Source organism: Anaerococcus tetradius (assembly GCF_947087635.1).
Classification (GTDB): Bacteria; Bacillota; Clostridia; order Tissierellales; family Peptoniphilaceae; genus Anaerococcus; species Anaerococcus tetradius.
The window spans coordinates 34,428-61,000 of sequence record NZ_CAMUDP010000006.1 but is presented as its reverse complement, the minus strand read 5'-3'; the positions used below and the strand labels follow the sequence as shown (position 1 = coordinate 61,000).

The window sequence follows — 26,573 nt, the reverse complement described above, 5'->3', positions numbered from 1 at the left end:
TTTATCTGTTTTGATCGATTTTCCAAATGTCATTTGCATAGTCAAGGATAGTTCTATCTGATGAGAAGAATCCTGCGTTAGCAATGTTGATTAGACATTTTCTTGACCATTCCATCTTATTCTTGTATTCTCTATTTACTTTCTCGTGAGCCTTTGCATAAGCCTTGAAGTCTTTTAGGAGGAAGTAAGTATCTCCTCTTTGACCTTCTTGTGGCTTGATTAGTTCGTTGTAGATATCTAGGAACATATATGATTCATTATCCTTAAATTCTCCACTTACTAGACTGTCTACTACGTCTTTGATGTCAGGGTCTTTTGAGTAGAATTCTACTGGATTATAGGTATCCATGATTTCGTTTAGCTCTTCTACTGTCGCACCAAACCTGTAGTTGTTTTCTTCTCCAGCATGCTCAAAGATTTCGATGTTTGCTCCATCAAGAGTACCTAGAGTTAGGGCACCATTTAGCATGAACTTCATATTTCCTGTACCAGATGCTTCTTTTCCTGCTGTAGAAATTTGCTCAGAAATATCTGCTGCTGGGAAGAGTTTTTCTGCATAAGTTACCCTGTAGTTTTCTACAAAGATTACCTTTAGCTTTTTGTTTACGTCAGGATCAGCATTTACAACTCTTGCTACTTCATTAGCAAGTTTAATCATACCCTTGGCTCTAAAGTATCCTGGGGCAGCCTTACCACCAAAGATAAAGGTTGTTGGGGTAAATTCCATGTCTGGATTTTTCTTTAGTTTGTGGTAGAGATAGATTATGTGAAGGATGTTAAGGTGTTGTCTTTTGTATTCGTGGATTCTCTTGATTTGAATGTCGAATATTGATTTTGGATCTATCTTAATTCCTTCTTTTTCTAGGATATATCTAGCAAGTTCATTTTTCTTTGTTTGTTTGATATTCCACAATTCTTCTAGGACTTTTTCATCATCGGCGTATTTTTCAAGGCCTTTAAGGAGGTCTAGTTGATATTTCCAATCTTCTGTACCAAGTTTTCCTGTGATGAAGCTTGATAGTTCTCTATTTGAGTAAACTAGCCATCTTCTTGGAGTGATACCGTTAGTTTTGTTGTTAAACATTTCTGGTCTTAGCTTATACCAGTGATTGAAGGTATCGTCTTTTAGGATTTCTGTATGAAGGGCAGCTACACCATTTACTGAAAATCCTACATAAATTGCGAGGTTAGCCATGTGAATTTGTTCAAATCTATCAATTCTGTATGGGTCGATTTGATCGTCTGAATATCCCTTAGCCTTAAATTCATCAACTAAGATATCGTTAATTTTTTCAATTATTTCAAGACATCTTGGATTTACTTCAAGCATGATGTCCTTATCCCATCTTTCAAGAGCTTCTTGAAGGACAGTGTGGTTGGTAAAGGCGAAGACCTTTCTTGTTATAGCTAGGGCATCTTCAAAGAAGATTCCATTTTCGTCAACTAGAACTCTGATTAGTTCAGGTATAGCTATAATTGGGTGGGTATCGTTAAGTTGGATAACATGGTACTTGCTGAAATTTTCAAACTTGAGGTCTTCTGGATAGTCGTTTTTGTATTTTTCTACCATATCTTGGATAGATGCTGAGCAGAAGAAGTATTGTTGTTTAAGTCTTAGAACCTTACCAGCTCTTTGCATATCATTAGGATATAATACTCTTGTTATATCTTCTGCACGGTTTTTCTCACTTACTGCCTCGTCGTATTCGTAGTTGTTAAACTTAGCAAAGTCAAATTCTTCGAATGGCTCAGATTGCCATAGTCTTAGGGTATTTACTACACCATTTTCGAAACCAACTACTGGCATATCGAATGGAACAGCCTTAACTTGTTGGTCTCTAAATCTTACGATTTTAGCATCGGAGTCTACTCTGATTGACCAACCATCTCCATCCTTAATCCAGCTATCACCATGTTCAACTTGGAAGCCTTCTTCGATTTTTTGTTTGAAGATTCCTTCTCTGTATCTAACTCCATAGCCTACTAGGTTAATACCTTGGGTTGCAGCAGAGTCCATAAAGCAAGCCGCAAGTCTTCCAAGTCCACCATTACCTAGGGCTGCGTCATCTTCGTAGTTTTCAATAGCTTCAAAGTCTATGCCTATTTCGCCAAGAAGTTCTTTTACTTCATCATAGATACCTAGGTTGATTAGGTTATTACCTAAAGACCTACCTATTAAGAATTCTGCTGAAAAATAGTAAGCCTTTCTTTGGTTTCTAGTTTTTCTCTTGCAATCTCTCCACTCTTCGTTGATTAGCTCCATGATAGAATCACATAAGGCATCGTATCTATCCTTATCTGATGTATCCTCAAAAGATTTGAGGGTAATTCTTTGCAAGTTTTCGATGTAGTTTTCAATAAACTTATTCTTTTTCAATTTGTCCATTATCATATCTCCCATAAATTTTTGACATTTCTTTTATTCTTTTCGCTAATTTTTCATCATAATCTTCATCAATGCTCCTCCACTTCCAATTGTTACCGAGAGTTGAAGGGCTATTAATCTTAGCATCATTACCATAACCCAAAAAGTCTTGTATTTCAAACATTGCTATATCAGAAACTGATGCCATAAGAGCTCTGTTTATCTTCCAAAGCTTATCATCACCATCTTCTAGGCCAAAATACTTATCAACTAACTTTGTCAAATCTTCATCAGCTACATCCAAAAATCCTTGAAGGGTATCGGAGTCGTGGGTTGAAGAATAGACAACTGAGTTTCTGACATAGTTGTGAGGTAGGTAATTGCTGTCGAAGTTTTCTCCAAAGGCAAATTGGATTACATTCATGCCAGGGAAGTTGTAGTGATTCTTTAAATCATCTACTTCTTTTGTGATATATCCAAGGTCTTCTGCTATAAACAAGGCATCTGGGAATGTTTTGATTATCTTATCAAATAGCTCATAAGGCTTTCCTTTTTCCCACTTGCCATATCTAGCATTATCGTCAGTAGCTGGTATAGCATAGTAGGCTTCAAAACCTCTAAAGTGATCAAGCCTTAGAATATCGTAAAGCCTTAGGCAAGCTCCTATCCTTTTTATCCAAAAATCATAATCGCTTGAAGCTACTTTTTCCCAGTCATAAACAGGATTGCCCCAAAGTTGACCATCTTCTGAGTAAGCATCTGGTGGAGCACCTCCAACTATCAAAGGCTCTTTAGTATCTGGATCAAGTTTTAGAATGTTAGAGTTAACCCAAGCATCGCAAGAATCCATAGCTACATAGATAGGCAAATCTCCAATGATTTTAATTCTTTTCCTGTTAGCATATTCTTTAAGCTTCTTCCATTGTTTGAAAAATTCATATTGGATAAAAACATAAAAGCCTATCGTATCTTCGTTTTTCTTCTTAAATTCCACTAGAGCCTTCTTGTCCCTATTTTTAAGTTCATCATCCCATTCTAGCCAACTTACATCAAATTTCTCTCTTTTGATAGCCATAAAGAGAGCATAATCTTCAATCCATTCACTTTCTTCTTTCCTAAATGCTTCAATTTCTGTGGTCTTTAGGTCTTTTGCCTTATCATAGGCCTTCTCCAAGATTCTGTAGCGTAGATTGTATTGGATGCCATAGTCGACATACCTTTTATTATCTCCAAAATTAAGATTTTCTAGCTCCTCTTTTTCCAAAAGTCCATCTTCTATTAGCATATCCAAGTCGATAAAGTAAGGGTTGCCAGCAAAAGATGAGAATGATTGGTAGGGGCTATCACCATAGGAAGTTTGCCCTAGGGGTAAGATTTGCCAATACTTAATGGCTGAATCGGCTATAAAATCGACTGCTTGGTAGGCTTTTTTGCCGAAAGTTCCTATACCATAATTAGAAGGAATGGAGAAAATTGGTAGGATAACTCCATTTCCTCTGCTGAGTCTTGCTTGTTTTTGCATTATCTCTCCTTAAAATAAATTAAACCACTATAAGTTCTTGCTTGTTTTTGGAAGTCCTCTAGGAAAAATCTATAAATTCTTCCCCAACTGGATACAACTACTTCATGCTTATCGCCTAGCCTATTAAGCTCAGTGATACACACACCATGATGACGCATTACTTCTATATCTTTTGATAACCAGTTTATGATTATGGGCGGACTATCATTAGCTAGAGCCTCTTCTATGAAGTCAATCTTCCTAGCTAGGGGTCTTCTGTTTATTAAAGTTTCAGTCAAGGTCTTTGATGAAAGTTTAATAGCCATATCATCCCTAACCCTATTAAGTCTCCTATCTAGGGATTTTACTGTGGCTATCCCATTTACCTGGGGCCTAAGCCTCCTATAAAAATAGTAATGATATTCGTTGTAAAGGTCTATGTCTAAGATTTTCTCCTTATGAAAGAGATAGAAGTAGACATTAGTCATGGCTGTAACTACACATGAACGATCCCTGTAAAACTTCCCAACCCCCTTTTTTTCTAGAGAGTTTTGAAAACCGCCATAATACATTGAGTTAGCGTCTACGACTGGCACAAATTTTCCAAATTCTGATCTAGTCAACTTCATGAGTATCTATATCCTCTATTGTATATTGCTTGTTCTTTTTTATTTCTATCATCTCATCAGAAATATTTTTCTCCTTTAGCTTATTGTCAATAAACTCATGAAAGAGTGTATAGATTACTGAAGCTACAGGAATACCTATAAGCATACCCCAAATGCCAAAAAGCGATCCACCAATTGTAATAGAGGCAAGCACCCAAACTGCTGGAAGTCCTATCTTTTCACCAGCTATTGCTGGATAGATTATATTTTCTTGGATTTGTTGGATAATTACATCATAAATTACGAATATCAAGGCCTTGATTGGACTTTCCAGAAATATAATAACAGCAGATAGACCTGCTCCTGTAATAGGACCAAAGATAGGGATTAGGTCGGATACCCCAACGAAAAGCGAAATAATTCCAGCATTAGGTATTTTCATTATAAACATTCCCAAGAAAGTTAGACCTGATAGGGTAACAACAGCTATCAACCTTGAGAAGATATAATCCTTGAAGGTGTTATAGGATAGAGAAAATACCTTATTTAGATAGTCTGCCTTCTTTTCACTTAGGATAGCATACATAATCCTTGTTCCATTTGTCTTTAACATATTCTTATAAACTAGGACAAAAATAGAAAAGACAATAATCGTAAAGATAGTAAAGATGGATGAGCCGACCGAGTTTAGAATACCTGTTGTAAAACTAAAAAGGTCAGTTTTCTTTCCGGAAATAAAGTTCATAACAGCATTTCTAACTTCATACCAGCCAAAGGAGTTGACATAGTCATAGAACTTATCTGCATAAGGTCTAGTTAAGCTGTGATTGTTTAAGGTATCGTAGGTTTCTCTAATAAATTCCGGCCATCTATTAAAAAACGAAAATATGACCGTTATGATTCTTGGTATAAGGATATTTAAAAACAAGATTAAAGCACAAATAATAAGTATCCATGAAATACCCAAAGAAAATCCTGCGAATTTTTTCTTGTATTTTTCATTAGGAAAGTATTCTTCTAATTTCCTTTCAAAGAAATTCATAGGGATACTAACCACATAAGCAATCATCCCACCTATAATAAAAGGCTCCATCACACCAACAACTTGAACCAATAACTTCTTGATAACAGGGAAATACCAAAAAGCAAAAAATAGGATAATTCCATAACATATTACTCTTAATAAATCCTCGGATTTCTTGTCAAGTTTTCCCATACTAACTCCTTCCTACTTTACAAGTATATTTTACCACATAAAAAAAGTTTTTCGTCAAATATAAAAAATTGCTCAAAAGAACATTTTATAATAAACTTAGAGGAGAGGTGAAAAATGAAAACTTGCTACATTATAGGAGGAGGAAGCTACGATGGCTTCTTCGATAAGAAAGAAAAAGGCGACTTGATAATAGCAGCAGACAGGGGATATAAACTAATAGAAAAAGAAAATATAGAAGTCGACTATATAATAGGAGATTTTGACTCATCAACTAAACCTGATCTTAGCAGAGTAATAAGCCTAAACCCCATCAAGGATTACACTGATACAGTAGCTGCAATAGAGTTTGCAAGAAAAAAAGGCTATACAAATATAGTAATCTATGGTGGACTTGGCGGTAGGGAAAGCCATACCCTTGCCAATATTAGAAGTATGTATCATTACAAAAAAGAAGGCTTAACTATCAAATTAAAATCCCAAAAAAAAGAAGTCTTTATAGTCGACTCTAAATTTTCTTATGAATATAAAGACAAGGACTTTTACGTTTCAATCTTTTCCCTATGTGATAAGACGAGACTAAGCCTAAAAGGTCTCTTCTACGAACTAGAAGACTATCCTATGCCGATAGATGACGCCCTTGGAGTATCCAACGAAACAAAGAAGGAAAACTTCCAAATCTCAGTAGAAGAAGGTGCTGTTGTAGTAATATTTGAAGATAAGTCTTGCTAGGTGGGTTTCTTGAAAAAAAATAAAGCTGATGGGCTGGATAAATTATTCCACCATCAGCTTTTGCTTTTTATTTTATTTTTTCCTTATCCAGGCTGTCTAGATATTTTGTTAGTTTAGGGATTATTTCTTCTATGGTGCCTTCTTGGAAGGGGCTTGATAGGCCTACTTCTTTTAGGACTTCCTTGCTTGGAAGGCTTGCGCTAATTTTACATAAGTTTATATATGATTCCCATGCCTTATCGTGATTTTCCATATCTTTTATAAAGTATTGGAAGGCGTTTATTTGGGCTATAGTGTAGTCGATGTAGTAGAAGGGATCTGTGTAAACATGAAGTTGTCTTTGCCATCTGCCTCCATTTTCCAAGTATTCGTTTCCGTCATAGTCTAGGTGTGGAAGGTATTTTTTCTCTATTTGCCTGTATTTTGCTCTTCTTTCTTCAGGAGTTGCTGTTGGATTTTCGTAGACAAATTCTTGGAACTCATCTATGCTTGCCCCATAAGGAATGAATTTGATGGCAGCTGCTATGTGATCATAGTAGTATTTTTCAGTATCTCTTCCGAAGAATTTTTCCATCCATGGATGGGTAAAAAATTCCATGCTCATAGAGTGTGTTTCGGCTATTTCCATGGCTAGGTCGTTGTTTTCTGCTGGATACATATTTCTGGTAAGATATCCTTGGAAGGCGTGGCCTGCTTCGTGAGTTAGGACATCGACATCTCCACTGGTTCCGTTAAAGTTTGAGAAGATGAAAGGCATCTTTGTTATAGGAAGGCTAGTCATGTAGCCACCTGGAGCCTTGCCATCTTTGGTGGTTAGATCCATCATTCCCATGTCTATCATGGCCGTAAAAAACTCTCCTGTTTCTTTGGATAGGTCCTTATACATTTCTAGAGCTTCTTTTACTAGAACTTTCTCATCTCCTACTGGTTTTGGATTACCAGAAAGAAAACTTAGGGGAAGGTCATAGTATTTCATATTCTCAATTCCTATCCTCTTTGCTTGGTCGGCATAGATTTTTTGGCTAAGTGGAACTATATATTTTGCTATTTGCTCCCTATATTTTTTAGCATCTTGGCTGTCCCAGTCAAGCCTTCCCATCTGCTTGTAGGCTACAGCTGTGTAGGTTTTGAAACCGAGTTTCTTGGCAATTCTTGTTCTAATCTTGACTAGTTGATCATAAATGCTATCAAGTTTTTCAAGATTAGCAAAAAACCAAGCATTGAGGGCTTCGAAGGCTTCCTTCCTTGTAGCCCTGTCCTTATCTTGACTAATGGCTAAAAGGCTTGAGATGTTTTTGACTTCTCCCCTAAAATTGATTTCTGCTCCGCCAGTTAACTTGTAGTATTCGTTTACTAGCTTTGATTCTTCTACCCTATCTTCCATGATAGCTGGATCGAAAATATCCCTTTGAAGCTCATCTCTCATTGTTATAGTCTTGCCAAATTTTTCTTCAAAACTTTTTCTATAAACACTTGTTAGTCTAATTGAACCAAGTCTATGTCTTAATTCGTCAAAGCGTGGCATATTTTCATGGAAACACTCAAGTTCTTTATCATAAAATTCGTCCTTGGTGTTAATTGAATTTCTAATACTTACTATATTATAAAGTTCTTCAACTAAAAGAAAACTATCGTTAATTTTCTTATGACTTGCAAAGAAGTCTTCCTCACTTCTTGCTGTCTCTAGCTCATCCAAATATCCGGATATTTCATTAATAAGACCATCAAAATCAGGTCTTTTATATACTATTTCATTAAATTTCATATAAGCTCCTTAAATTCTAATAAGTTTATTATACACCCTAAATTATATAAGATAAGTTAAGCCCAAGCATAAATCACTTGGGCTTATTAGTAGCTATCATACATCCATAAAACCATTTTCGTATCGCCCTAGGGCAATTATATAAAAGATTAGTGTTAGGATTACAAGTATAAGCATTGGGACTATTAGACTTATTAGTAGATTTCCTTTTGTTATATTCATCAGCAAAATGAAAACTCCAACAAGAATTATTACAAAGACCATGCTTATGATGTAATAGATTATTGCCCTTATTCCTCCTTGGGCGAGTTCTTTTGGATTTTTCCAGCTGGTGTTAATTCCTACAGTCGACATAAGAAGGCCTACTATATTAGATGCTAGGGCTGATAAGCTTAAACCTATCATTATCATAAGAATATTTACAAGTCCTAGTTTTAAGGTAATTCCTACTACTAGACTTATTATTAGATTGATAAGACTTGATACAAGCATGGCAGATATTAATCTTGCCCTAAGATGACTTTTGGCATCTATAGGTAGGCTTTGGATTAGATAAAATCCCTTGCCTTCTCTTGATAGGCAAGAGCTTGTAAGATTGCCATTTATCCAAATAATTAGTCCTATCGCTAGGGCTATGGCAAAGACATAAACACTCGCTTGAGGATTTATCTCAAGCTCTTTTCCAAAATCATTTATTATGGTATTTTTTTGTCCTATTGCCATCATGCTAAAGACTAGGGCCATAATCATAGGCGTATAGACAAACATGAAATTGCTTGTTAGGATCCTCAAATCCCTTTTGACTAGAGCCTTAACTTGGCTCGATTTTTTGATAGAAACTCTCTTTGATTTTTTTGTTTTCTTAATTTTCTTAGCCCCTTCACTTGTGATGGCCCTATCAAAAACTGCCTTATAGTAATTTTTATCGGCAAGCTTATAAGCTATAAAGAGTAAGCCTAGGGCAAGGCCAAGAAGACTCAGACTTGCTATAAGCCTTTGAAAAAGACTTCCTGTAAGAGATAGGCCGAATAGTTTGGCATTAAAGAAAATATTAGATACGCCAGAGTTTTTGCCGAAAGTATTTACTAGGCCATTTGCTAATCTATCAAAATTATCATTAGATCCTCCCTTATTTTGTTGGAAGGAGAAATAATAGATAGTTCCAATTACCGCAAACATCACTAGATATCCTAGATTTTTGAATACTTTCTTGTATCTATTTACATTAGTAAATCTTTTTATGCTAAGAAGGATAATGGCAAGTATGCTATAGGGAATTGCAATCATAGGAAAGAAATTAATGATTCCTAAAATCAGCGTTCCTACATCCATAGCTTTTTGTGAAAAATATAGGACTAGACCCAAGAGGAAAAATAGGAAAAAGTCGAAAAATGACAAGACTGCCCCGATTATCTTTCCTAAAAAGAGTTCTCCTTGGCCAATTGGCATAGGGACATAGTTTTCTATAGATTTCTCATTAAAGAAATCACCATACATTTTTATCCCATATATAAATATTACTATCGTATTTGTGAGCATACCAAAGATCGTAAAATACATATCTTCTTTACCAATCTCTATAAATATAGCTAGGGCTGCTCCCATTACTATATAATACATAAATCCTAAGAAAAGAAATGACCAGAGGATGGATATGAGCCTTAGGAGGTAATTTTTGGGAAGACCTTGAGGCCTTTTAGATGGAAAATACGGAAAAAACTGTTCCTTGAAAGCGTATTTGATTATTGTTTTTATGTTATTCATCAGTAAGCTCCAAGAAGATTTCCTCAAGGCTTCCTGTTTTATTAGAAGTCTCTTTTATTTCATCAAAAGTTCCAACTGCTATAATTTTTCCCTTATTGATTATAGCAAGCCTATCGCAAAGCTCTTGGGCTATTTCCATGACGTGAGTTGAGAAGAAGACGATTTTGCCATCTGCTGCCCTTTGTCTTAGGATTTGTTTGAGATTGTAGGCGGACTTGGCATCAAGGCCTACCATAGGTTCATCTAGAATTATCACATTAGGGTCATTGATCAATGCACCAATTAGGGCAAGCCTTTGGGCCATACCATGTGAATAATTTGAAATTTGCTCATCCATTGCATCTTTTAGGTCAAAATATCCTAAGTAGTAGTCAAGTCTTTTTCTCCTAGTATCCGTATCTATGCCATAGATATCTGCAATAAAATTTATGTATTCATAGCCAGAATAGTTTTCGAAAAGGTCAGGATTGTCTGGAATATAGGAAAACTCGCTCTTGTAGGCCTTATCGTCATCTTCAAGCCTTAAATCATTTATGCTAATTTCTCCAGATGATTTGGAATTTATGCCTACTATGGACTTGATTGTCGTTGACTTACCAGCCCCATTCGGTCCCAAAAATCCAAAAATTTCGCCATCATTTACAGTAAAAGAAATATCATCAACAGCCTTCTTGCCATTTGAATAAATCTTTGTGAAATTTGTTACTTTAATCATATAAGCTCCCTTCTATATCTATATTAATCTAAAATAAATTTTTTAATAAAAAGGGACTGCTAGAAAATATTAGAATCTAAGCCATGGAGTTTATATTTTCTATCCAGTCCAATAATCTATAAGTCTTTGTTCTCTTTGATTTTTTTTATATCGTAGGCAATTTTCTTTCTTTCTACTACTAGCCTTCTTAAAATCTTTTCCATTGACCTTTGGGTCTTTCTTATGTCTTCTTCCTTTAATCTTAGCTTCATCCTAAAGCCTATATCAGAAAGCTTGCCTCCTACTGGATAATAGTCGCTTGTTAAACTAGGGAGATGGATACTTTTTGCAAGCTTTTCATCAAAAACCAAGAGTTTTTTTTGGAAGAACAAAAGCTCATCATGAACCCTAGCTATATTTTTATTTACATTGTTATTTTTATTAGACCTAAGGACATTACCTAAGAAGTTTCCCCTTAGAAATCTACTAGCAGTAAAATCTGCATTTTTGCCAACTTTTATGGCATGGACTTTAAGGCTTACTAATAAGGCCCTAGCTTCTTTAATAAAATTATCAACTTCTACTTGTTTTTTGTAAAGTTCATTTAGTTTGTCTTTGAAGTCTGTCATCTTTGCCTCCGTACAAGTTCTTAATTTATTTATACCCACAATAAGTAAAATATAAAGTTTGTCTTATTCCTTTCATATTAGTATATTTATAATGTATAAGTAAAGAGAGGTAAATATGGCAGAAATATTATATTATAATCCAATAGATATGGAAAAATACGATATATTTAAGAAAATCGCTAATGAAAATGGCATTAAAATAATAGAAGTTGGAAAAGACCATCTTGATTACACAATCGGTCACCTTTTGGGCTTTGAAGGCTACGATAGCGAAAAACTTGAAGTAAGTGATGATGAAATACTGGACTTCGACTTCATCCTATTTAACGGTTTTGGAAACGAAGAACTTTTCAATCTCATAGATAATCTAAGAGAAAACCAAGCAAATGTTCAACACAAGGCCGGCATCACAGAAAATAACGTAAAGTGGACCCTTAGACAACTCCTTAAAGAAAATGACAAGGAAGCAAAGACCATGGGTTTAATCCACAAAATCAACCAATTAATAGAAAAAGCAGAAAAGCTCAAAGATAAATATGGAGAAGATGAAAAAATCAAAAATCTCATAGATGAAATAGCAGATTATTTTAACGATTCGTCAATTTTTGATATAGAAGTGGCCAAAAAATACTACCTAAGCCTCCTAGATGAAACTTTGAGAGTTGAAAACGAAAATATGTAAAAAAGCCCTAGTCGGGCTTTTTTTGTGGAAATTTTTAATAAATTTTATCCTTTAAGATTTTAAACTCTTTTAATTTATCAACATCATGAGAAGGATAGCATATGTTTATCACCACTTACTAGCCTTCCTACCTGTTTTTCTGTAAAGAGAGCGTAGTCACCGATTATGGAATGTTTTAGCGCTGATAGGGCTATGGCAAAGTCTAGGGCATCGTGGATGTCGTAGCCATTGACATAGGCATGGATTAGCCCTGCTGCAAAGGCATCTCCTCCCCCTATCCTATCTACAATATCAAACTTATAGGTCTGACTTTTTAGGTATTCCCTGCCATTGTACATGCCAGCTGAAAGGGAATTTATAGATGCTGAAAAAGAGTTTCTGATTGATGATATTGTGTATTTAATATGATATTTGTCGTGAATTTCTTTAAGCATTTGGCTTAGACATTCATGGTTGAAGTCCCCCTTAAAACATTCATGTCTTGTAGGCAAAACTCCTATTAGGATGTCTACCATTGGTAGGACTTTATCATAAAATTCGCAAGCCTCATCTAGAGACCAAAGACTCGCCCTATAATTTAGGTCAAAGACAACCACTAGACCTCTTTTTTTTGCCTCTTTTATGGAATATTGGACAAGGTCCCTACCTTCTTTTGATATGGCTGCTGTTATGCCAGTTGTAAAATATAGACCTACATCCTTAAAAACTCCATCCCAGTCAAATTCTTCTATTTTTGCCTTTGCCATGGAGGAGCTTTTCCTATCGTATATTACCTTTGGCGATCTAAGGCCGACTCCTTTTTCTGCATAATAGATCCCAAGCCTTTCTCCTCCCCTAACTATGTAATCGGTATCTATTCCGAACCTACTTATATTGTTTAGGGCGGCTTGACCCATTTCGTTTTCTACAAGTTTTGTTATGTATCTAACATCATCGCCAAGATTGGCGAGGGCTATGGCTACATTAGCCTCAGCCCCACCAAATATTACTTCAAATTTGTCAGTTTGGACAAATCTCTCAAAATCAAATGGTGAAAGTCTCAAAGTAAGCTCTCCCAAAGTTACAATTTTACGATTCATATTCTCTCCTTTAAAATTTCCCCAAACTAATTTTTCTTATATTAATCCAGCCTTTATTGGGAGGATTAGAGATGTCATTGGTAAATAGGTTACTAGTAAGAGTCCTATAAGTATTGCAATATAGAACTTTAACATATATGGCATAACCTTAGATAGGCTAGTATCTCCAACCTTGATGGCTACGAATAGGGTGTTACCAACTGGTGGTGTAATGTTTCCTATACATAGGTTATAAACTATCATTAGACCGAATTGAACTGGATGCATACCAAATTGTGTAGCTATTGGCAAAAATAGTGGAGTAAAGATTAGGATAGCTGGTGTTACATCCATGAAGGTTCCTGATATTAGAAGGATTATGTTCATGATTAGGAAAATCACATATTTATTATCAGATACCTTTAGGAGGGCTTCTCCTACCATTTGTGGGATTCCAGTAAAGGCCATTACCCAAGAAAGGATGTTTGATAGACCAATTAGGAAAACTACTATGGCACTCATCTTAGCTGATTCTACAACTATAGTCCATACCTTTTGTGGGTTTAAGTTTTTGTAGATAAAGCCAAGGATTAGGGAGTAAAGAACTGATATGGCAGATCCTTCTGTCGCTGTGAAGATTCCTGCAACGATTCCTCCTATTACTACTACTATTAAACCTAGGGATGGAAGAGCTCTTAGGGTTGCTTTTCCTAGAACTGCAAAGGAAAACTTTCCTTCGTTTGCCTTGTAGCCTTTTTTCTTTGCTATTGCTATTGCAACTATAATGCACACTATTGACCAGATAAGTCCAGGTATGTAGCCTCCCAAAAATAGGGCTGCTACTGAGGTTCCGCCTGATACTAGGGAATAAGTAATTAGGGCGTTTGATGGTGGTATTAATAGACCTGCTGGAGCAGATGCACCGTTAGTAGATGCAGATACTGCCTTGTCATAGCCTTGTTTTTCTTCTCCTGCTTTAACCATAGATCCTACTGCTGCTGCCGCTGCTGAAGCTGATCCTGATATAGCACCGAAAAGAGCGTTAGCTCCTACATTTGTTACGAGTAAAGCTCCTGGAAGCTTGCCTAGGATTGCCATTACAAAGTCGACTAGTCTTTTTGCTATACCGCCCTCATTCATGAGATTACCCGCCAGGATAAAGAAAGGTATGGCAGTTAGGGTAAAGGAGCTCATGCCGACAAAGCTTCTTTGGGCTGCTGTTAGGGTTGCTACATTTGCTGGTACTGTTGTTATGATTGTAATGATTGATGCTATACCGATGGAGAAGGCTATTGGCACTCCTGTAGCCAAGAGTATAACTAAAGATATTAATATTATGGCTAGGGCATTTGCACTCATAGATTTCCTCCTTCATATTTTGCTACTTCTTCTGTATCATTTGCCATGTTTGAAGCAATCTCTTCTGTTGATTTGGCCTTAGCAAAAGTTACTTTGCCTTTTAGGATATCAGATATATTTAATAGAGTGTAGATTATGTTGATAAGTCCTGTAATTGGTAGAGGGATATAGAAATAACCTACAGCAATCTTTAGTGAAGATGTGGTTTGATTTAGGGCAAGCTTGGTGATAATTACTCCTCCTATGGTAAGAACTGCTAGGGAGAAGATAAGTATCATTAGCTCTGAGAAAATCGCAAGGACTTTTTGAATCTTTGGATTACTTCTTTCTGCTATAACAGGTATGTTCATATGTCCCTTTTCGCTAACTACAAGGCTTGCTCCAAAAAGAGTAGACCAAGCGAAAAGATAGGCAACTAGCTCTTCTGACCAAGTAGATGGGGTGTTTAGGATATATCTGGTGAATACTTGCCAAACTACTAGGATAAACATAACTAAAAGGCTAATACCTGTCAAAAACTTTAATATATTATCTAAAACTTTTCTCATATCAGCCCTCCTTAGCTGGGAATTCTTTGTTATATTTTTGGATAGCATCATAGTAAGGAGCTAGTTTTTTATTTTTCTCCAAGGCTTCCTTAGTTAGTGGAGCTACAGCATCTACGAATGGCTTTTGGTCTGGATAGATAAACTCTACTCCTAACTGTTCACTAGCCTTCTTTTTCGCATTTTCTACTGCTGTATTCCATTCTTTTCTTTGGACTTGATTTAAAATCTTAAAGCCCTCATCGAAGACCTTTCTGTCTTCTTTTGGTAAACTTTCTAGCCATTGGTAGTTAGCTATAACAATATCTGGAACCATTTGGTGCATATCATAAGAATAATACTTACAAACTTCACCATGGCCATTATCAGTTAGAGCCATCTCGTTATTTTCAGCTCCATCAATTATGCCTGATTGAAGGGCTGTATAAACCTCACCAAAGCCCATAGGAGAAGCAGAAGAACCTAACAAGTCCATCATTCTAACATTGGTAGGTGATTGTTGGACTCTAATCTTTAATCCCTTTAGGTCAGCTGGTGAATTGATTGGTTTATTCTTTGTATAAAAAGACCTAGATCCAGCATCAAGCCAGGCTACTCCCTCGAAGCCTCCTTCTCTAGTTGATTCAAAGATAGGACGAACGATTTCAGGATCATCCATAACATGGTGGTAGGCTTCACTTGATGCGAATAAGTATGGTAAGTTGAATATTTCCCATACATCATTGAAACTCTCAAGAATAGCATTGGATGCAACACATATATTGATTGCTCCGGTTTGAGTAAGTTGAACCATGTCTATTTGTGAACCCAAAAGCTCTGATGGATAGACTTGCACGTCATACTTATCTCCAAGTTTACTTTCTACATATTTCTCAAAAGCCAAAAGACCCAAATGGGTTGGATGGTTTTGAGATTGGTTGTGGCCGACTCTTATTATAATCTTGTCTTGATCTTTTTTGCCAGATCCACAAGATGTTAAGATAAGAGCAACAATAACAGCCATCACTATTGTCTTAAATCTAATTTTCATAATCTCTCCTTTCATATCATATAGTCTCTTTTTCAACAAGTTCTGCTTTTATCATCAAGTCATTTTCACTTTCCTCTCCCTTCATAAGTTTAAAAAGATTGTCCAAAGCAAGTTCCACCTGCCTTCTAATCCTCTGATCAATCGTACTTATCCTTTGATTGGTATATTCAGTAGCGTCAATATTATCAAAACCTATAATAGCCAAATCTTCTGGAACCTTGTTTCCTGCATTTACATAATGCTTGTAGAAAACAACAGCTAGGCTATCAAGCTCAAATTGTATAGAATCAAAATCGTTCTCTTCAATAAAATCTATAAGAGGATTGATATCACAAACTTCTACACTTTTTATCTTATACTCAACAAAGTTTACCTCGTCATAATATTTGTATAAAGCTTCAATAAAACCAGCCTTCTTCGCAATGTAGGATCTAGTATGAAAGCCCCTGTCTAAAGAAACATAAAGGGGCTTCTTGTAGCCTTTTTTCTTAAAAAGACTCACAGCCTGATCCATAGCATTAATCTCATCTATATATACATTTACAATCCTATCACTATTTATGGTAGGGCTTACATTTAACATTGCCATAGGAATATCTTTACTAACTTCTACTAGGCTCTTGTAGAACTCATCTTGCTCATAGGTTGAACCTACTCCAATAATAGCCTCTACTTGATTTTCTATAAGTAGGTCCAAATAGGATTTCTTCTTTCTAATATCATCGGTAGTAACACACAAGATTGTAGAAAATCCAGATGCTTCAAGTATCTTTTCTAACTCATAAGCTGACTGAGACTCGAAAAATTTCCTTATATCCGGAACCATAATCCCAATTAGCTGGCTGGATTTCTTGGCAAGAGATCTTGCAATCCTATTTGGCGTATAGCCATTTTCCTTGATTACTTTTTCAATCCTATCCTTAGCCTTCTTGCTGACATTATTTTGTTTATTTATAACACGAGAAACCGTGGCCGTTGAATAACCAGAAGCCTTGGCGATATCATATATATCCATAAATCCTCCTTAACGGCCAGTTAATAAAACCCTTTCCTATATCTTATAGAAAAAATTTTCTTCTAAGTAATTTCCATCTTTTTCTAAAAATATATCTGTAAGTTTTTCTTGCAACCGCTTACATTTGTACTAATAAAATATCACATATTGCATGATTTGTCAACCATATTTTTCTTAAATTTAGAAATTCCTCCTAAGACCCAAGCCCTAGGAGGAGCTTATTATTTTCCAATTTTTTCTTCTCTTCCATAATAAAAGAGGTATTGTTGAGCATAGCCTGCCAAGTCTCCGAAGTATTTTCTTGCATAATCATCGACTAGTTTTTTTGGAACTTCTTTTTTTATGAATAGGGTTTCCATAACTCTTTTTATCCACACATCCACCGGGAAGGTTTCCCTCTTATGATAGGCAAAGAGCATGATACAATCGGCAACTTTAGGACCTATGCCTGGTAGGTCTATTAATTTCTTTTGAAGTTTATCACTGGCTAAGTTTTTATCATTAGAAAAATCCAAATGACCTTCATAAATCATCTTGCTTGCTTGAACTATTCTCTTATCCCTAAAGCCAACCCTAGCATATTCTCTTAGTTCATCTGGATCGACATTCATAAGATCTTCTGGCCTTGGAAAAGAATAGTAGCTCCTATTATTGTAGTCGCCAATATATTTTCCATATCTTTCAGAAAGAATCCTAACCGCCTTTTTTATTCTTGGAATTTGATTGTTGGCAGAAATTATGAAGGATATGGTTGTTTCAAAAAGCTCTTGGTTGAGAATCCTTATTCCCCCACCATAGGCTGTAGCCTTTTGCATGATTGGATCAATGGCGACTTTCTCCTTGATTTTTTCATAGTCAGTCCCTAGGTCAAAGTAATCATAAAAGATATCATAAAAGTCACAAAGACTTACATTTCTAATAAGACTTAGGCCATCTTCTAGCTTTAAGACATTAATGATTTTTCCCATAAAGACTGCTGTGTAGGATCCGTCATCTTCTATGTAGAAGTTAAAGCATTGACCACATTCGAAAATGTGGGTTGGGTCAAAGGAGCTTTCCCTAAGAATAAGCCCTCTTTCATCTTCTGTGATCATTATTTCTCTTCTATTTTCTTCTTGGTATCTATCCACTATCTTATCCTAACTGCATGCACTGCTAGCCTTTGATCGTAGTAGTCGTATTGGCAAGTTGATAGGGTTATGATTGAGTCATCTTCTGTGAAATCCCTAGTTTCAAGTTTTACTTCTGAGTTATCTTTCAATTTCTTAAAGTATGGTACTTTGTCTGCATCATACATAAATTCCAAGGTCCTATAATCATAATCAGAAGGGATACCATAGGCAGAAAATATTTGATACTCTCTTAGGCCTTCTTCGGTTGTAACATACAAAGTCCTATGTTTTTCGGCGAATTCTTGCTTTCTGTACTGATCAAGAGGAGTAAACATTGACTCTAGCTCCAAATGGTGACCATAAATTACAGTGTTATCATCACTTAGGTCTGGCGAATTGTTTGTATCCATAAAGATAGATCCTGCTATGTCGTATTGCTTATTAAGACCCTTTCTTAGGTAAAATTGATTGTCATCTGCATGAAGTACTGGATATTTGATAGCTGTTCCCGGAATTTCTATAACAGCTACAACATCCTTATTTTCTTTCTTGAACTTCTTTAGTAGATAAAGATTTTGTTTTTCAAGTTTCTTAAACTTAGCTTCTGGATCTAGATTAGCATCCTTATCTTTGTCATCTCCTGCTTGCTTTTCACTTTCTTCTATAAGACCTGCTATATGCTTATTATTTTTAATGTTTGTCCAATAATCATAGCCCCTTCTTCCTAGTATAACTAAACACACTAAGATAACCACTACAAGAATAAATCTTATAAAAGATAAAATTTTGTTTTTCATGTAACCACCTTTATTTAAGCTTAAAAATTACAAGCTTTAAAATTATCTTATAATAAGTATAATATACCATATTGGAGATTTTATGAAAGTTTTTAAAAAAAGAGGTGAAATTTATGAAAGACTATAAATTATTTGTAGGAACTGTATGTCCTTATTGCAAAAAAGTAGAAAATTTTATGAAAGAAGAAAATATAGAATTAGAAATTGTTGATATAAATGAAAATAGAGATGCCATGCTTGAATTGATTGATAAAGGAGGCAAAAGACAAGTACCATGCCTCTACCACGATGGAGTTTATCTCTACGAATCAGAAGATATAATCAAGTTTCTGAAGGAAAATAAATAGGCAAACTATGATTAAATTAGTAGCATCAGATATTGATGAAACTCTTGTTGATCACGACAAAAATGTTCCACAAAGAAATGTGGATGCCATAAAAAAGGCCCAAGAGATGGGCGTGATAGTTATGCTTGCAACAGGTCGTGGAACTTATGAACTGTTTGATATACCTAAGAAGGCTGGTCTAGTGAGGGATAATCGTTTCATTATTTGTTGTAATGGAGCAGTAATTATGAATATAAAGACAGGTGAGGTTGTTTATTCCCAAGGCCTTAAATACGATTATGCAAAGACCATTCTCGACTATGCCTATGCCAATAATCAAACTTGCTATATCTATACCATTGATAACAAGTACGGACTTAACCTTGATAGCGACTCCTATGCGGAAACTCAAATTACCCCCCTTGGGGATAATAATATTGACTTTCTCAAAGATAAGCTTATCCTAAAGGCAATCCTAAAAAACAAGGATATGAACTATCTGCAAGGTCTTGAAATCGACATAGCCTATCTTACCAACTACGATGTTGAGATAGCCTATTCATCAGACATGTTTATGGAAATCAACGCCAAAGGAGTAAATAAGGCTAATGCCTTAAAGAAAGTATGTGAGTATTATGCTATAAGCCTTGATGATGTTCTTACTATTGGAGATAATTACAACGACGTAGCTATGCTAGAAGAAGCAGGCAGGTCAGTAGCTGTAGCTAACGCCCACCTCCAAGTCAAGGAATCTGCTAGCTACGTTGCCCAAGCGACTAACGAAGAAGGCGCAGTTGGCGAAGCAATCGAAAAATTTATTTTAAATAAGTAAAGAGCTGAGAATCACTCGATTCTCGCTCTTTTTTCTTAACTAAAAAAGACTTAGACAAAGCTAAGCCTTTTTACCAAGTTTGGTAATTTTCTTTGTAATAGTTGTATCCAAAATATCCCAAGCCTCCAATTAATATAACAGGCAAGAGTTTTAGGACAAGACCGACTAAGCCTCCAATAATTGCTAAAGGCAAGGCGATGACAGCTAGGATAATTATTACTGGCAAAAATATTACAGAAAGGACTATGCCTATTATCCCAAAGCCTAACTTAAATATAAACTTTATCATTCCTCCGCCGAAGACTAGAAATAGTATTAGTGCTGCTATTGTCATCATAAGTAACTCCTTTTATATATTCTTAATTCTATTATACATATTCTTAATATTTCCGCAAGTAAACTTTATTATCTTAACTTAATTTTTTTAAATCTCAAGGTTCCTTATTATGATTTTAATTTCTTGGATGAAGCTTTGATTTTTTCCTAAATAGCAGGGACTTAGCTTATCATCCAAAAAAGACTTGCCATCGTAGCTTGCTTATATGCAAATATAAGGGTCTTAAAAATCTGTCCATAGGGTAAAAGAGCCTACATATTCTTTCCCTATAATTTCTATCTTCCTTCCAAAACCATAGTTAGGAAGCTCCTTAACAAATTATCATCAAAAAAATAGGAGCGCACACATGTATGCCGCCCCTAATTTACAAAGAATCGCCCAAAGATAGTTTTTTCTTATCGAAAAACATAGGCTCATCTTAAAAAGCAAACTTTTCAACATAAGCTCCTTCTTCCTTAATTTGGGCGAAAATATTCTTATTTTTTATTTCTATCGTAAGCTATTGAGCATTAGCTGGAGTATTTGTTGGTGCTGGTCTTTTTCCTAATTCAGTATCTAGGATATAAATTGAATGCCAATCATCTCCAACTCTTTCTAGTCTTGTAACTATTTTATTGAAGGTTTCTTCTTCTTCTACTTGCTCATCAATATACCATTGGATAAAACTTCTAACCCTTTCATCAACTCCATTAGCTTCTTTAGCTATGTTATTTATTCTTCTAGAAACTTCCTTTTCATGTTCAAGGGCAGCTTTCATAACATCTAAAACAGAAGCATAGTCAGCTCTTGGTTCTGGAATAGCCTTATATACTGGTTTGTAGCCAACTGATTGAAGGAAATTCTTCATTCCTTCTCCATGGATTAATTCCTCAGATACTTGTTGGTCCATCCAAATTGTAAAGCCTTCGAGGTCCAAATCATCAGTATAGGCAGCCATAGCCTTGTAGATATAAGCTGATTCAAACTCAAAGTTCATTTGTTCATTGATTAGGTCTAAAATTTTTCTATCCATTATTTTAATTCTCCTTCTTCTAAATAGTTATCATATAGAGTATAGACTCCATATATGTACAAACCTCTTTTGATAATTTCTTCAATTACCCTTGTGATTGAGATAGGGAGGATTTCAATAGTAAAAGAATGCTCCCTAATAGTAAATCTATTAGTTTTTATTATGTTTTTCTTATTTAATTCATCAAAAATACCCACGGCAAGAGACTTCTCGAAACTTTCATCCAAATCAAAAGTTACGGGAACAAAGTCCCTAGATTCGTCTTTAGCTTGTATTTTTTTGATAAGCAATAAATCTTTCATAATCCTCTCCTATTAGAATATTACCCAATTATCAAAAAAGCAAACTTCTATTAACAAAAATTTATCAGAAGAAAAATTACTATCCCTGCCTATGTTTTTCTTCCATCTCCTTAAAAGAGAAGATACAGCCACAATAATCTTGCCTATAAAGACCGTAATCCTTGGATAAATCAATAGATTTCTTGTAACCATTTTTCTTCTTGAAATCAGAATATAGGTATTTCACCCCATAGACTTCCTCCAAATTTCCTCCTATTTCGTTAAGCCACTGACTATTTTTGTAGGGAGATATAGAAAGAGTTGTAGAAAAATATTCATAGCCATGGGCCAAGGCATACTTGCAAGCCTCTTCTAGCCTTAGCTTATAGCAAAGATAGCAAGCCTTGCCTCCCTCGTGGTCATCCTTTCTGATTTTTGCGATTTCATGGAAATCATTTATATCATTGGCAGGAAATATGATTTTGGAACTTATCTTTAGTTCTTCTTTTAGCTTTTCTAGGGTCTCAACCCTCTTTGTAAGTTCACTTGCCGGATAAATCATAGGATTGTAGTAAAATAAATCAATCTTAAAGTCATCATAGATTCTTTCTAGTACAGCAGTTGAGCAAGGTGCACAACAAACCTGTATCAACAGGCTTGGCTTTTTGCCATTTTTCCTATTTTCCTTGATAATCTCTTCCATCTTGAGATCATAATTTATCTTCTGCATAAGCTTCCTTCCTTTATTTTTTAGAATAAATAAAAAACCGCAAGAAAAATCCTGCGGTTGTTTGTCGTAATTATCTCTTTGAGAATTGAGATGATTTTCTTGCCTTCTTGAGACCTGGTTTCTTTCTTTCTTTTCTACGAGAATCTCTTGTTAGGAAACCTGCTCTTTTTAGGGCTTGTCTATAGTCAGGGTTAGCAACTAGAAGTGCTCTTGCGATTGCATGTCTTATTGCTCCAGCTTGACCTGTATATCCTCCGCCATTAACGTTTAGTTTAATGTCGTAGTTGTTTAAGTTTTCTGTTAAAGCAAGTGGTGATCTTGCTATTACTTTTAATGTTTCATAGTTGAAGTATTCGTCTAGGTCTCTTCCGTTTACTAGGATATTTCCGCTACCAGAAACCATAGTACATCTAGCTACAGATGTTTTTCTTCTTCCTGTTGATTGAATAATTTCTGCCATCTAAGCCCTCCTTAATTTAATTCCAAAACTTCAGGCATTTGAGCTTCGTGATTGTGCTCAGCACCTACATACACTCTAAGCTTCTTAGCCATAGCTCTACCTAGTTTGTTGTGTGGAAGCATACCTTCGATTGCGTGTGTTACTATATATTCAGGTTTTTTAGCTTTCATATCCTTGAATTTAGTAATCTTTAGTCCGCCACTGTAACCTGAGTATCTTTGGTATTCTTTTTGGTCTTCTTTGTTACCTGTAAGAATGACTTTGTCAGCATTAATTACTATAACATAATCTCCAGTATCATAGTGTGGAGTAAATGTTGCTTTGTTCTTTCCTCTCAAGATTGCTGCAACTTGGCTTGCTAGTCTACCTAGAACCATGCCTTCTGCATCAACGACATACCATTTTCTGTCGATTTGATCAGGAGTTGCAGTCCATGTTTTTTGATATTTCATAAAATTCCTCCTATAAATTTTTCGCCTACTATATTTAGACACCGCTCTTAGTAGGTGGCGGCTTTACTCGTCCTGACATTTTTTAATCGCCTTCAGGATTTGCGATTTCATCGAAAAGCTCCATAAAAGAAACTTTAAGTTGACTTGAATATGATACTACTAAAAGAGCTTTTTGTCAATCGCTTAGCCTAGACTTTGTAAATATTTTTCTCAAGATTAAGCTTACTAGGATAGTTAGGATGACAGATGCAACTGACGCTCCTATAACTATATCTAGTTTAAGGAGAATCCTGTAGATTATAAAGCCTATGACCCAAGAAACTATATTTATTTTTGTATCAAGACTACTTTTATCTTTCTTGATGAAAAAGTCTGCAATTTGAACCGCTATCATTGGAGCAAATACTGAGCCTATTAGGTAGAGGAAGTTTGATATATCATCCATAGGATAGAGCAAGGCTCCTAGGATTCCTATGGCACTTACAATTATTGCGACCATCTTTGCACTTGCCCCTTCTTTAATTGCCTCAAAGGAGATTCCTGCTGAGTAGGCATCGAGGAAGGTCGTTGTTACTGTTGATAAAATAATTATGACTATGGCAAGACTTCCTATTCCTGAATAGGAAAATATTGCTGATAGACTTGTCTGTCCAGTAGCCATCGCTCCAGTAAGGCCTATTGTGTACATCCAAATAGATACTAGAGAATAGATTCCTGTTGAAACAAAGCTTGCTTTTACTGGCTTTTCTGCCTTTGATGTGTAGTCTGATATCAAAGGAAGCCAACTCATAGGCATGGCTATGGCAAGTTCTATGGCTTGACCAAAGGATAGGGCATCGGCTGATAGATTGCTAGATAGGCTAGATGTAAAGGACTTTCTTGACATAAGTATAGTCAAGGCGAAAAGGGCTATCATTGATACAGTGTTTAGCTTACCAAGATTACTAATTCCTATCCCTATCCAAATTATTATCAACAAACCAATTATTATTGCCCAAATTTTACTTCCTGTAGAAAAAAGTTCCCCAGAAGATATAGCTCCATCATAAATCATGATGGCTGTCCAACCAACTAGTTGGAGGAAATTTAGACTTGCAAAAAATATACCGCCAACTTTTCCAAAGCTAAGCTTAGTAGCTTGCATGGCAGATAGCCCTGTTTTTGCTCCAATAAGTCCTGATAGACTCATGAGGATAAAACCACAAATATGGCCTATGAGGATTGCAAGCATGGCTTCTTTAAAGCTCATAGAGGCATAATAAGTTCCCGTAAGAATTTCTGCGATAGAAACTCCAGCCCCGAACCAAATCAAGGCGTTATCATATATACTTGTTTTCTTTTCCATAAGACTTCCTTATTTTTTGTAAATATCTTTGATGTCAAAGGCGTGATTCATTGGACCTGACCCTTTTCCTAAATCAAGTCCATCTTTCAAACAGCCTTCCAAGTACTTTTTCGCTTTTCTTATAGCTTCTTCTAGCTCATATCCCTTGGCAAGGTTTGAAGCAATAGCAGATGATAGGGTGCAACCTGTTCCATGAGTGTTAGGATTGTTGATTCTTTCTCCCTTAATCCAAACCCCCTTGCCAAAAGCATACAAATAGTCGTTGGCATCATTAATAGCATGACCTCCCTTCAGAAGTACATTGACCTTGTATTTGTCATAGATAAGCTTACTTGCCTCTTTCATATCCTCTTCGCTTTTTATTTTCATATCTGAAATAAGCTCAGCTTCTGGGATGTTTGGTGTAATAAGGCTAGCTAGCGGAAAAAGTTCTTCCTTTAGGGCATCTATTGCATCGTCTTTTAGAAGCTTTGCCCCAGATGTTGCAACCATTACAGGATCGAGGACGATTTTTTCCGCCTTATATTGCCTAAGCTTTCCTGCTATAGCCCTTATGAGATTCTTATCAGAAACCATGCCGATTTTTACTGAGTCTGGTCTAATATCTGTAAATACTGCATCAATTTGCTTTTCCAAAAAGTCAGGACTTACATCCATTATCCCTGTAACTCCCCTAGTATTTTGTGCTGTAAGAGCTGTTATGGCAGATTCGGCAAATACTCCATTTAGACTCATAGTCTTTAAATCTGCTTGAATACCAGCTCCACCTGAACAATCAGAGCCAGCTATTGTTAGTGCTACTTTCATAAAACCTCCTTATAAACAAAAAATGACTTCCTTATCGCTAGATAAAACAAGTCATTCACATATATATTATTGCTTTCCTACGTTGGCATTATCCAAATCAGGTAAGGTCGAGGGCTTCACCCTCCTCTCAGATCATATAGAACTCCCTTGCTTTATTTGATTACACTTAAATTGTAAGCTTTTAACTAGGCTTTGTCAAATGGTTTTCCCTAGATAAGCTAGACAAAAATCTTACAATCATTAGCCAAAAGTTTTTCGATAGCATAGCCTACGCCCGACTTCCTATTGGACCTTGTAATAAAATCAGCATGGGTCTTTAATTCATCAACAGCATTTTCCATGGCTACTGCAAAACCAGCTTTTTCAAGCATAGGTATGTCGTTTTTCTCATTACCAATTGCCATAACTTCATCCATCCCTATACCGAGCTTGTCTGCCATAAGCTTTGTAGCAAAACCCTTATTGGTGTTTTTATTCATAACTTCAATCAAAAATGGAGCTGTTTGAACTGAATAATAGTCAGTTTTTAGCTTTTCGGGCATATTTTTGATAAATCTTTTTATCTCACTTGCCCCTCCCAAAATCAAAAATCTTCCAAACTTTTTATCCTCTTGCCAATCTTTGTAGGAAACCGTCTGAATCGGCATCCTATTTATTTTTGCGTCAATTATGGTATATAAGTTTGGAATTTGTCTTTTAGAATAAAAGCCCACATCATCCATACAAGATAGTTCTAATTTGTAGCCAGAAAGAAGCTTATCTACTTCCATCAAGTCCCTTGGATATTGATAGGTGCCAGAAATCGCCTTCTGGCTAACATTATCAAAAATATAGGATCCATTTTGGCAGATAGTAAAATGGCCTTCTTCTGTTAGCTTTAGTTCCTTAATTAGGTGAATCATGCTGTGAAAAGGCCTGCCACTAACTAAAGCTATATGGATTCCTTTATCTTTTGCTTTTTTTATTGCGTCTTTATTTATTTTCGTTAATTTTTTTAGTGGAGTAACTAGGGTTCCGTCCACATCAATTGTTATTAGTTTAATCATACATGCATTATACCCTTTTTAAAAAAGTATTAGCAAAGAAGGTCCTGACCACAGCTATATAAGACTTAGAAAACAA

General features: G+C 35.7%; 28 protein-coding genes and 1 riboswitch. Of the genes, 4 read left to right on the top strand and 24 right to left on the bottom strand.

All coding sequences use genetic code 11. From position 1 onward, the window contains the following. Position 1: 1 nt before the first annotated feature. Genes P6936_RS03230 through P6936_RS03215 form a run of 4 tightly spaced genes read right to left on the bottom strand, consistent with a single transcriptional unit; the run spans position 2 to position 5,690 of the window. Complete coding sequence (locus P6936_RS03230) at positions 2 to 2,386, bottom strand: glycogen/starch/alpha-glucan phosphorylase (RefSeq protein WP_276880837.1); 2,385 nt, start codon at positions 2,384 to 2,386, stop codon at positions 2 to 4. Then, a complete protein-coding gene (malQ, locus tag P6936_RS03225) occupies positions 2,364 to 3,887 on the bottom strand; it encodes a 4-alpha-glucanotransferase (RefSeq protein WP_276880836.1) in 1,524 nt (507 codons plus the stop codon). Before malQ ends, P6936_RS03230 begins: the two co-directional genes overlap by 23 nt. Next, on the bottom strand, positions 3,887 to 4,495 hold the full coding sequence (locus tag P6936_RS03220; RefSeq protein WP_276880835.1) for a hypothetical protein: 609 nt from the start codon (positions 4,493 to 4,495) through the stop codon (positions 3,887 to 3,889). The genes malQ and P6936_RS03220 overlap by 1 nt, the downstream gene beginning before the upstream one ends. Continuing rightward, complete coding sequence (locus tag P6936_RS03215) at positions 4,482 to 5,690, bottom strand: AI-2E family transporter (RefSeq protein ID WP_060929157.1); 1,209 nt, start codon at positions 5,688 to 5,690, stop codon at positions 4,482 to 4,484. Before P6936_RS03215 ends, P6936_RS03220 begins: the two co-directional genes overlap by 14 nt. 114 nt (positions 5,691 to 5,804) lie before the next feature. On the opposite strand from P6936_RS03215, the gene P6936_RS03210 reads away from it, so the two are divergent. Continuing rightward, positions 5,805 to 6,419, top strand: a complete 615-nt coding sequence (locus tag P6936_RS03210; RefSeq protein ID WP_276880834.1) for a thiamine diphosphokinase — start codon at positions 5,805 to 5,807, stop codon at positions 6,417 to 6,419. A 67-nt stretch (positions 6,420 to 6,486) separates the two neighbouring features. On the opposite strand, the gene P6936_RS03205 is transcribed toward P6936_RS03210, so the two are convergent. From P6936_RS03205 to P6936_RS03190, 4 genes are all read right to left on the bottom strand, one after another. Beyond that, positions 6,487 to 8,184: a M3 family oligoendopeptidase gene (locus P6936_RS03205; RefSeq protein ID WP_276880833.1), complete on the bottom strand. Its 1,698-nt coding sequence runs from the start codon at positions 8,182 to 8,184 to the stop codon at positions 6,487 to 6,489. A gap of 96 nt (positions 8,185 to 8,280) precedes the next feature. Beyond that, on the bottom strand, positions 8,281 to 9,948 hold the full coding sequence (locus tag P6936_RS03200) for a hypothetical protein (RefSeq protein WP_276880832.1): 1,668 nt from the start codon (positions 9,946 to 9,948) through the stop codon (positions 8,281 to 8,283). Beyond that, positions 9,941 to 10,663, bottom strand: a complete 723-nt coding sequence (locus P6936_RS03195) for an ABC transporter ATP-binding protein (RefSeq protein WP_276880831.1) — start codon at positions 10,661 to 10,663, stop codon at positions 9,941 to 9,943. Before P6936_RS03195 ends, P6936_RS03200 begins: the two co-directional genes overlap by 8 nt. A 116-nt stretch (positions 10,664 to 10,779) precedes the next feature. Beyond that, positions 10,780 to 11,271, bottom strand: a complete 492-nt coding sequence (locus tag P6936_RS03190) for a hypothetical protein (RefSeq protein WP_276880830.1) — start codon at positions 11,269 to 11,271, stop codon at positions 10,780 to 10,782. A gap of 115 nt (positions 11,272 to 11,386) precedes the next feature. Between P6936_RS03190 and P6936_RS03185 the strand changes: the two genes are divergently transcribed. Then, the gene (locus P6936_RS03185) at positions 11,387 to 11,953 is read left to right on the top strand and encodes a DUF3783 domain-containing protein (RefSeq protein WP_276880829.1); all 567 of its coding nucleotides are present in this window, start codon (positions 11,387 to 11,389) and stop codon (positions 11,951 to 11,953) included. An 83-nt stretch (positions 11,954 to 12,036) separates the two neighbouring features. On the opposite strand, the gene P6936_RS03180 is transcribed toward P6936_RS03185, so the two are convergent. The 7 genes from P6936_RS03180 to srtB form a co-directional block, all read right to left on the bottom strand. Next, positions 12,037 to 13,032, bottom strand: coding sequence for a sugar kinase (locus P6936_RS03180; RefSeq protein ID WP_276880828.1), 996 nt, complete (start codon positions 13,030 to 13,032; stop codon positions 12,037 to 12,039). 36 nt (positions 13,033 to 13,068) lie between these two features. Continuing rightward, positions 13,069 to 14,370 carry a TRAP transporter large permease gene (locus P6936_RS03175; RefSeq protein ID WP_276880827.1) on the bottom strand — a complete coding sequence of 434 codons (1,302 nt, stop codon included), beginning with the start codon at positions 14,368 to 14,370 and terminating at the stop codon, positions 13,069 to 13,071. Next, positions 14,367 to 14,918 (bottom strand): TRAP transporter small permease, encoded by a 552-nt coding sequence (locus P6936_RS03170; protein ID WP_276880826.1) that lies wholly within the window; start codon positions 14,916 to 14,918, stop codon positions 14,367 to 14,369. The genes P6936_RS03175 and P6936_RS03170 overlap by 4 nt, the downstream gene beginning before the upstream one ends. 1 nt (position 14,919) lies before the next feature. Beyond that, positions 14,920 to 15,945 carry a TRAP transporter substrate-binding protein gene (locus P6936_RS03165; RefSeq protein WP_040349499.1) on the bottom strand — a complete coding sequence of 342 codons (1,026 nt, stop codon included), beginning with the start codon at positions 15,943 to 15,945 and terminating at the stop codon, positions 14,920 to 14,922. A 16-nt stretch (positions 15,946 to 15,961) separates the two neighbouring features. Then, the gene (locus tag P6936_RS03160; protein ID WP_276880825.1) at positions 15,962 to 16,960 is read right to left on the bottom strand and encodes a LacI family DNA-binding transcriptional regulator; all 999 of its coding nucleotides are present in this window, start codon (positions 16,958 to 16,960) and stop codon (positions 15,962 to 15,964) included. A gap of 221 nt (positions 16,961 to 17,181) precedes the next feature. Then, the gene (locus tag P6936_RS03155; protein WP_276880824.1) at positions 17,182 to 18,090 is read right to left on the bottom strand and encodes a DNA-3-methyladenine glycosylase family protein; all 909 of its coding nucleotides are present in this window, start codon (positions 18,088 to 18,090) and stop codon (positions 17,182 to 17,184) included. Further along, positions 18,090 to 18,869, bottom strand: coding sequence for a class B sortase (srtB, locus tag P6936_RS03150; RefSeq protein WP_276880823.1), 780 nt, complete (start codon positions 18,867 to 18,869; stop codon positions 18,090 to 18,092). The genes P6936_RS03155 and srtB overlap by 1 nt, the downstream gene beginning before the upstream one ends. Positions 18,870 to 18,982: 113 nt before the next feature. On the opposite strand from srtB, the gene P6936_RS03145 reads away from it, so the two are divergent. Both P6936_RS03145 and P6936_RS03140 read left to right on the top strand, forming a co-directional pair. Next, positions 18,983 to 19,216 (top strand): glutaredoxin family protein, encoded by a 234-nt coding sequence (locus tag P6936_RS03145; protein ID WP_060929168.1) that lies wholly within the window; start codon positions 18,983 to 18,985, stop codon positions 19,214 to 19,216. 7 nt (positions 19,217 to 19,223) lie between these two features. Beyond that, a complete protein-coding gene (locus P6936_RS03140; protein WP_276880822.1) occupies positions 19,224 to 20,027 on the top strand; it encodes a Cof-type HAD-IIB family hydrolase in 804 nt (267 codons plus the stop codon). Between the two features lie 70 nt (positions 20,028 to 20,097). On the opposite strand, the gene P6936_RS03135 is transcribed toward P6936_RS03140, so the two are convergent. From P6936_RS03135 to P6936_RS03095, 9 genes are all read right to left on the bottom strand, one after another. Then, positions 20,098 to 20,364 carry a hypothetical protein gene (locus P6936_RS03135; RefSeq protein WP_155811735.1) on the bottom strand — a complete coding sequence of 89 codons (267 nt, stop codon included), beginning with the start codon at positions 20,362 to 20,364 and terminating at the stop codon, positions 20,098 to 20,100. 499 nt (positions 20,365 to 20,863) lie between these two features. Continuing rightward, on the bottom strand, positions 20,864 to 21,376 hold the full coding sequence (locus tag P6936_RS03130; RefSeq protein WP_276864747.1) for a ferritin: 513 nt from the start codon (positions 21,374 to 21,376) through the stop codon (positions 20,864 to 20,866). Beyond that, positions 21,376 to 21,678 (bottom strand): hypothetical protein, encoded by a 303-nt coding sequence (locus tag P6936_RS03125; RefSeq protein ID WP_004836990.1) that lies wholly within the window; start codon positions 21,676 to 21,678, stop codon positions 21,376 to 21,378. Before P6936_RS03125 ends, P6936_RS03130 begins: the two co-directional genes overlap by 1 nt. Positions 21,679 to 21,757: 79 nt before the next feature. Then, on the bottom strand, positions 21,758 to 22,387 hold the full coding sequence (locus P6936_RS03120) for an epoxyqueuosine reductase QueH (RefSeq protein WP_004836989.1): 630 nt from the start codon (positions 22,385 to 22,387) through the stop codon (positions 21,758 to 21,760). A 70-nt stretch (positions 22,388 to 22,457) separates the two neighbouring features. Then, entirely contained in the window at positions 22,458 to 22,847 is a 390-nt protein-coding gene (rpsI, locus tag P6936_RS03115; RefSeq protein ID WP_276880821.1) for a 30S ribosomal protein S9, read from the bottom strand. An 11-nt stretch (positions 22,848 to 22,858) separates the two neighbouring features. Continuing rightward, on the bottom strand, positions 22,859 to 23,299 hold the full coding sequence (rplM, locus tag P6936_RS03110; protein WP_004836987.1) for a 50S ribosomal protein L13: 441 nt from the start codon (positions 23,297 to 23,299) through the stop codon (positions 22,859 to 22,861). A gap of 175 nt (positions 23,300 to 23,474) precedes the next feature. Beyond that, a complete protein-coding gene (gene cytX, locus P6936_RS03105; RefSeq protein ID WP_276880820.1) occupies positions 23,475 to 24,644 on the bottom strand; it encodes a putative hydroxymethylpyrimidine transporter CytX in 1,170 nt (389 codons plus the stop codon). A 9-nt stretch (positions 24,645 to 24,653) separates the two neighbouring features. After that, positions 24,654 to 25,451, bottom strand: coding sequence for a bifunctional hydroxymethylpyrimidine kinase/phosphomethylpyrimidine kinase (thiD, locus tag P6936_RS03100; protein WP_060929174.1), 798 nt, complete (start codon positions 25,449 to 25,451; stop codon positions 24,654 to 24,656). 56 nt (positions 25,452 to 25,507) lie between these two features. After that, positions 25,508 to 25,610: riboswitch (TPP riboswitch) on the bottom strand. A 59-nt stretch (positions 25,611 to 25,669) separates the two neighbouring features. After that, entirely contained in the window at positions 25,670 to 26,497 is an 828-nt protein-coding gene (locus P6936_RS03095; RefSeq protein ID WP_276880819.1) for a Cof-type HAD-IIB family hydrolase, read from the bottom strand. Positions 26,498 to 26,573 lie beyond the last annotated feature (76 nt).

Coding starts and splice junctions, on each gene's coding strand:
- P6936_RS03175 (WP_276880827.1), bottom strand. CDS start 14,370: ATGAGTGCAAATGCCCTAGCCATAATATTAATATCTTTAGTTATACTC.
- P6936_RS03145 (WP_060929168.1), top strand. CDS start 18,983: ATGAAAGACTATAAATTATTTGTAGGAACTGTATGTCCTTATTGCAAA.
- P6936_RS03215 (WP_060929157.1), bottom strand. CDS start 5,690: ATGGGAAAACTTGACAAGAAATCCGAGGATTTATTAAGAGTAATATGT.
- P6936_RS03135 (WP_155811735.1), bottom strand. CDS start 20,364: ATGATGACAATAGCAGCACTAATACTATTTCTAGTCTTCGGCGGAGGA.
- P6936_RS03160 (WP_276880825.1), bottom strand. CDS start 16,960: ATGGATATATATGATATCGCCAAGGCTTCTGGTTATTCAACGGCCACG.
- P6936_RS03130 (WP_276864747.1), bottom strand. CDS start 21,376: ATGGATAGAAAAATTTTAGACCTAATCAATGAACAAATGAACTTTGAG.
- P6936_RS03195 (WP_276880831.1), bottom strand. CDS start 10,663: ATGATTAAAGTAACAAATTTCACAAAGATTTATTCAAATGGCAAGAAG.
- srtB (WP_276880823.1), bottom strand. CDS start 18,869: ATGAAAAACAAAATTTTATCTTTTATAAGATTTATTCTTGTAGTGGTT.
- P6936_RS03165 (WP_040349499.1), bottom strand. CDS start 15,945: ATGAAAATTAGATTTAAGACAATAGTGATGGCTGTTATTGTTGCTCTT.
- cytX (WP_276880820.1), bottom strand. CDS start 24,644: ATGGAAAAGAAAACAAGTATATATGATAACGCCTTGATTTGGTTCGGG.
- P6936_RS03180 (WP_276880828.1), bottom strand. CDS start 13,032: ATGAATCGTAAAATTGTAACTTTGGGAGAGCTTACTTTGAGACTTTCA.
- P6936_RS03210 (WP_276880834.1), top strand. CDS start 5,805: ATGAAAACTTGCTACATTATAGGAGGAGGAAGCTACGATGGCTTCTTC.
- P6936_RS03190 (WP_276880830.1), bottom strand. CDS start 11,271: ATGACAGACTTCAAAGACAAACTAAATGAACTTTACAAAAAACAAGTA.
- P6936_RS03125 (WP_004836990.1), bottom strand. CDS start 21,678: ATGAAAGATTTATTGCTTATCAAAAAAATACAAGCTAAAGACGAATCT.
- rpsI (WP_276880821.1), bottom strand. CDS start 22,847: ATGGCAGAAATTATTCAATCAACAGGAAGAAGAAAAACATCTGTAGCT.
- malQ (WP_276880836.1), bottom strand. CDS start 3,887: ATGCAAAAACAAGCAAGACTCAGCAGAGGAAATGGAGTTATCCTACCA.
- P6936_RS03200 (WP_276880832.1), bottom strand. CDS start 9,948: ATGAATAACATAAAAACAATAATCAAATACGCTTTCAAGGAACAGTTT.
- P6936_RS03140 (WP_276880822.1), top strand. CDS start 19,224: ATGATTAAATTAGTAGCATCAGATATTGATGAAACTCTTGTTGATCAC.
- P6936_RS03185 (WP_276880829.1), top strand. CDS start 11,387: ATGGCAGAAATATTATATTATAATCCAATAGATATGGAAAAATACGAT.
- P6936_RS03230 (WP_276880837.1), bottom strand. CDS start 2,386: ATGGACAAATTGAAAAAGAATAAGTTTATTGAAAACTACATCGAAAAC.
- P6936_RS03120 (WP_004836989.1), bottom strand. CDS start 22,387: ATGCAGAAGATAAATTATGATCTCAAGATGGAAGAGATTATCAAGGAA.
- P6936_RS03220 (WP_276880835.1), bottom strand. CDS start 4,495: ATGAAGTTGACTAGATCAGAATTTGGAAAATTTGTGCCAGTCGTAGAC.
- thiD (WP_060929174.1), bottom strand. CDS start 25,451: ATGAAAGTAGCACTAACAATAGCTGGCTCTGATTGTTCAGGTGGAGCT.
- P6936_RS03095 (WP_276880819.1), bottom strand. CDS start 26,497: ATGATTAAACTAATAACAATTGATGTGGACGGAACCCTAGTTACTCCA.
- P6936_RS03170 (WP_276880826.1), bottom strand. CDS start 14,918: ATGAGAAAAGTTTTAGATAATATATTAAAGTTTTTGACAGGTATTAGC.
- P6936_RS03205 (WP_276880833.1), bottom strand. CDS start 8,184: ATGAAATTTAATGAAATAGTATATAAAAGACCTGATTTTGATGGTCTT.
- rplM (WP_004836987.1), bottom strand. CDS start 23,299: ATGAAATATCAAAAAACATGGACTGCAACTCCTGATCAAATCGACAGA.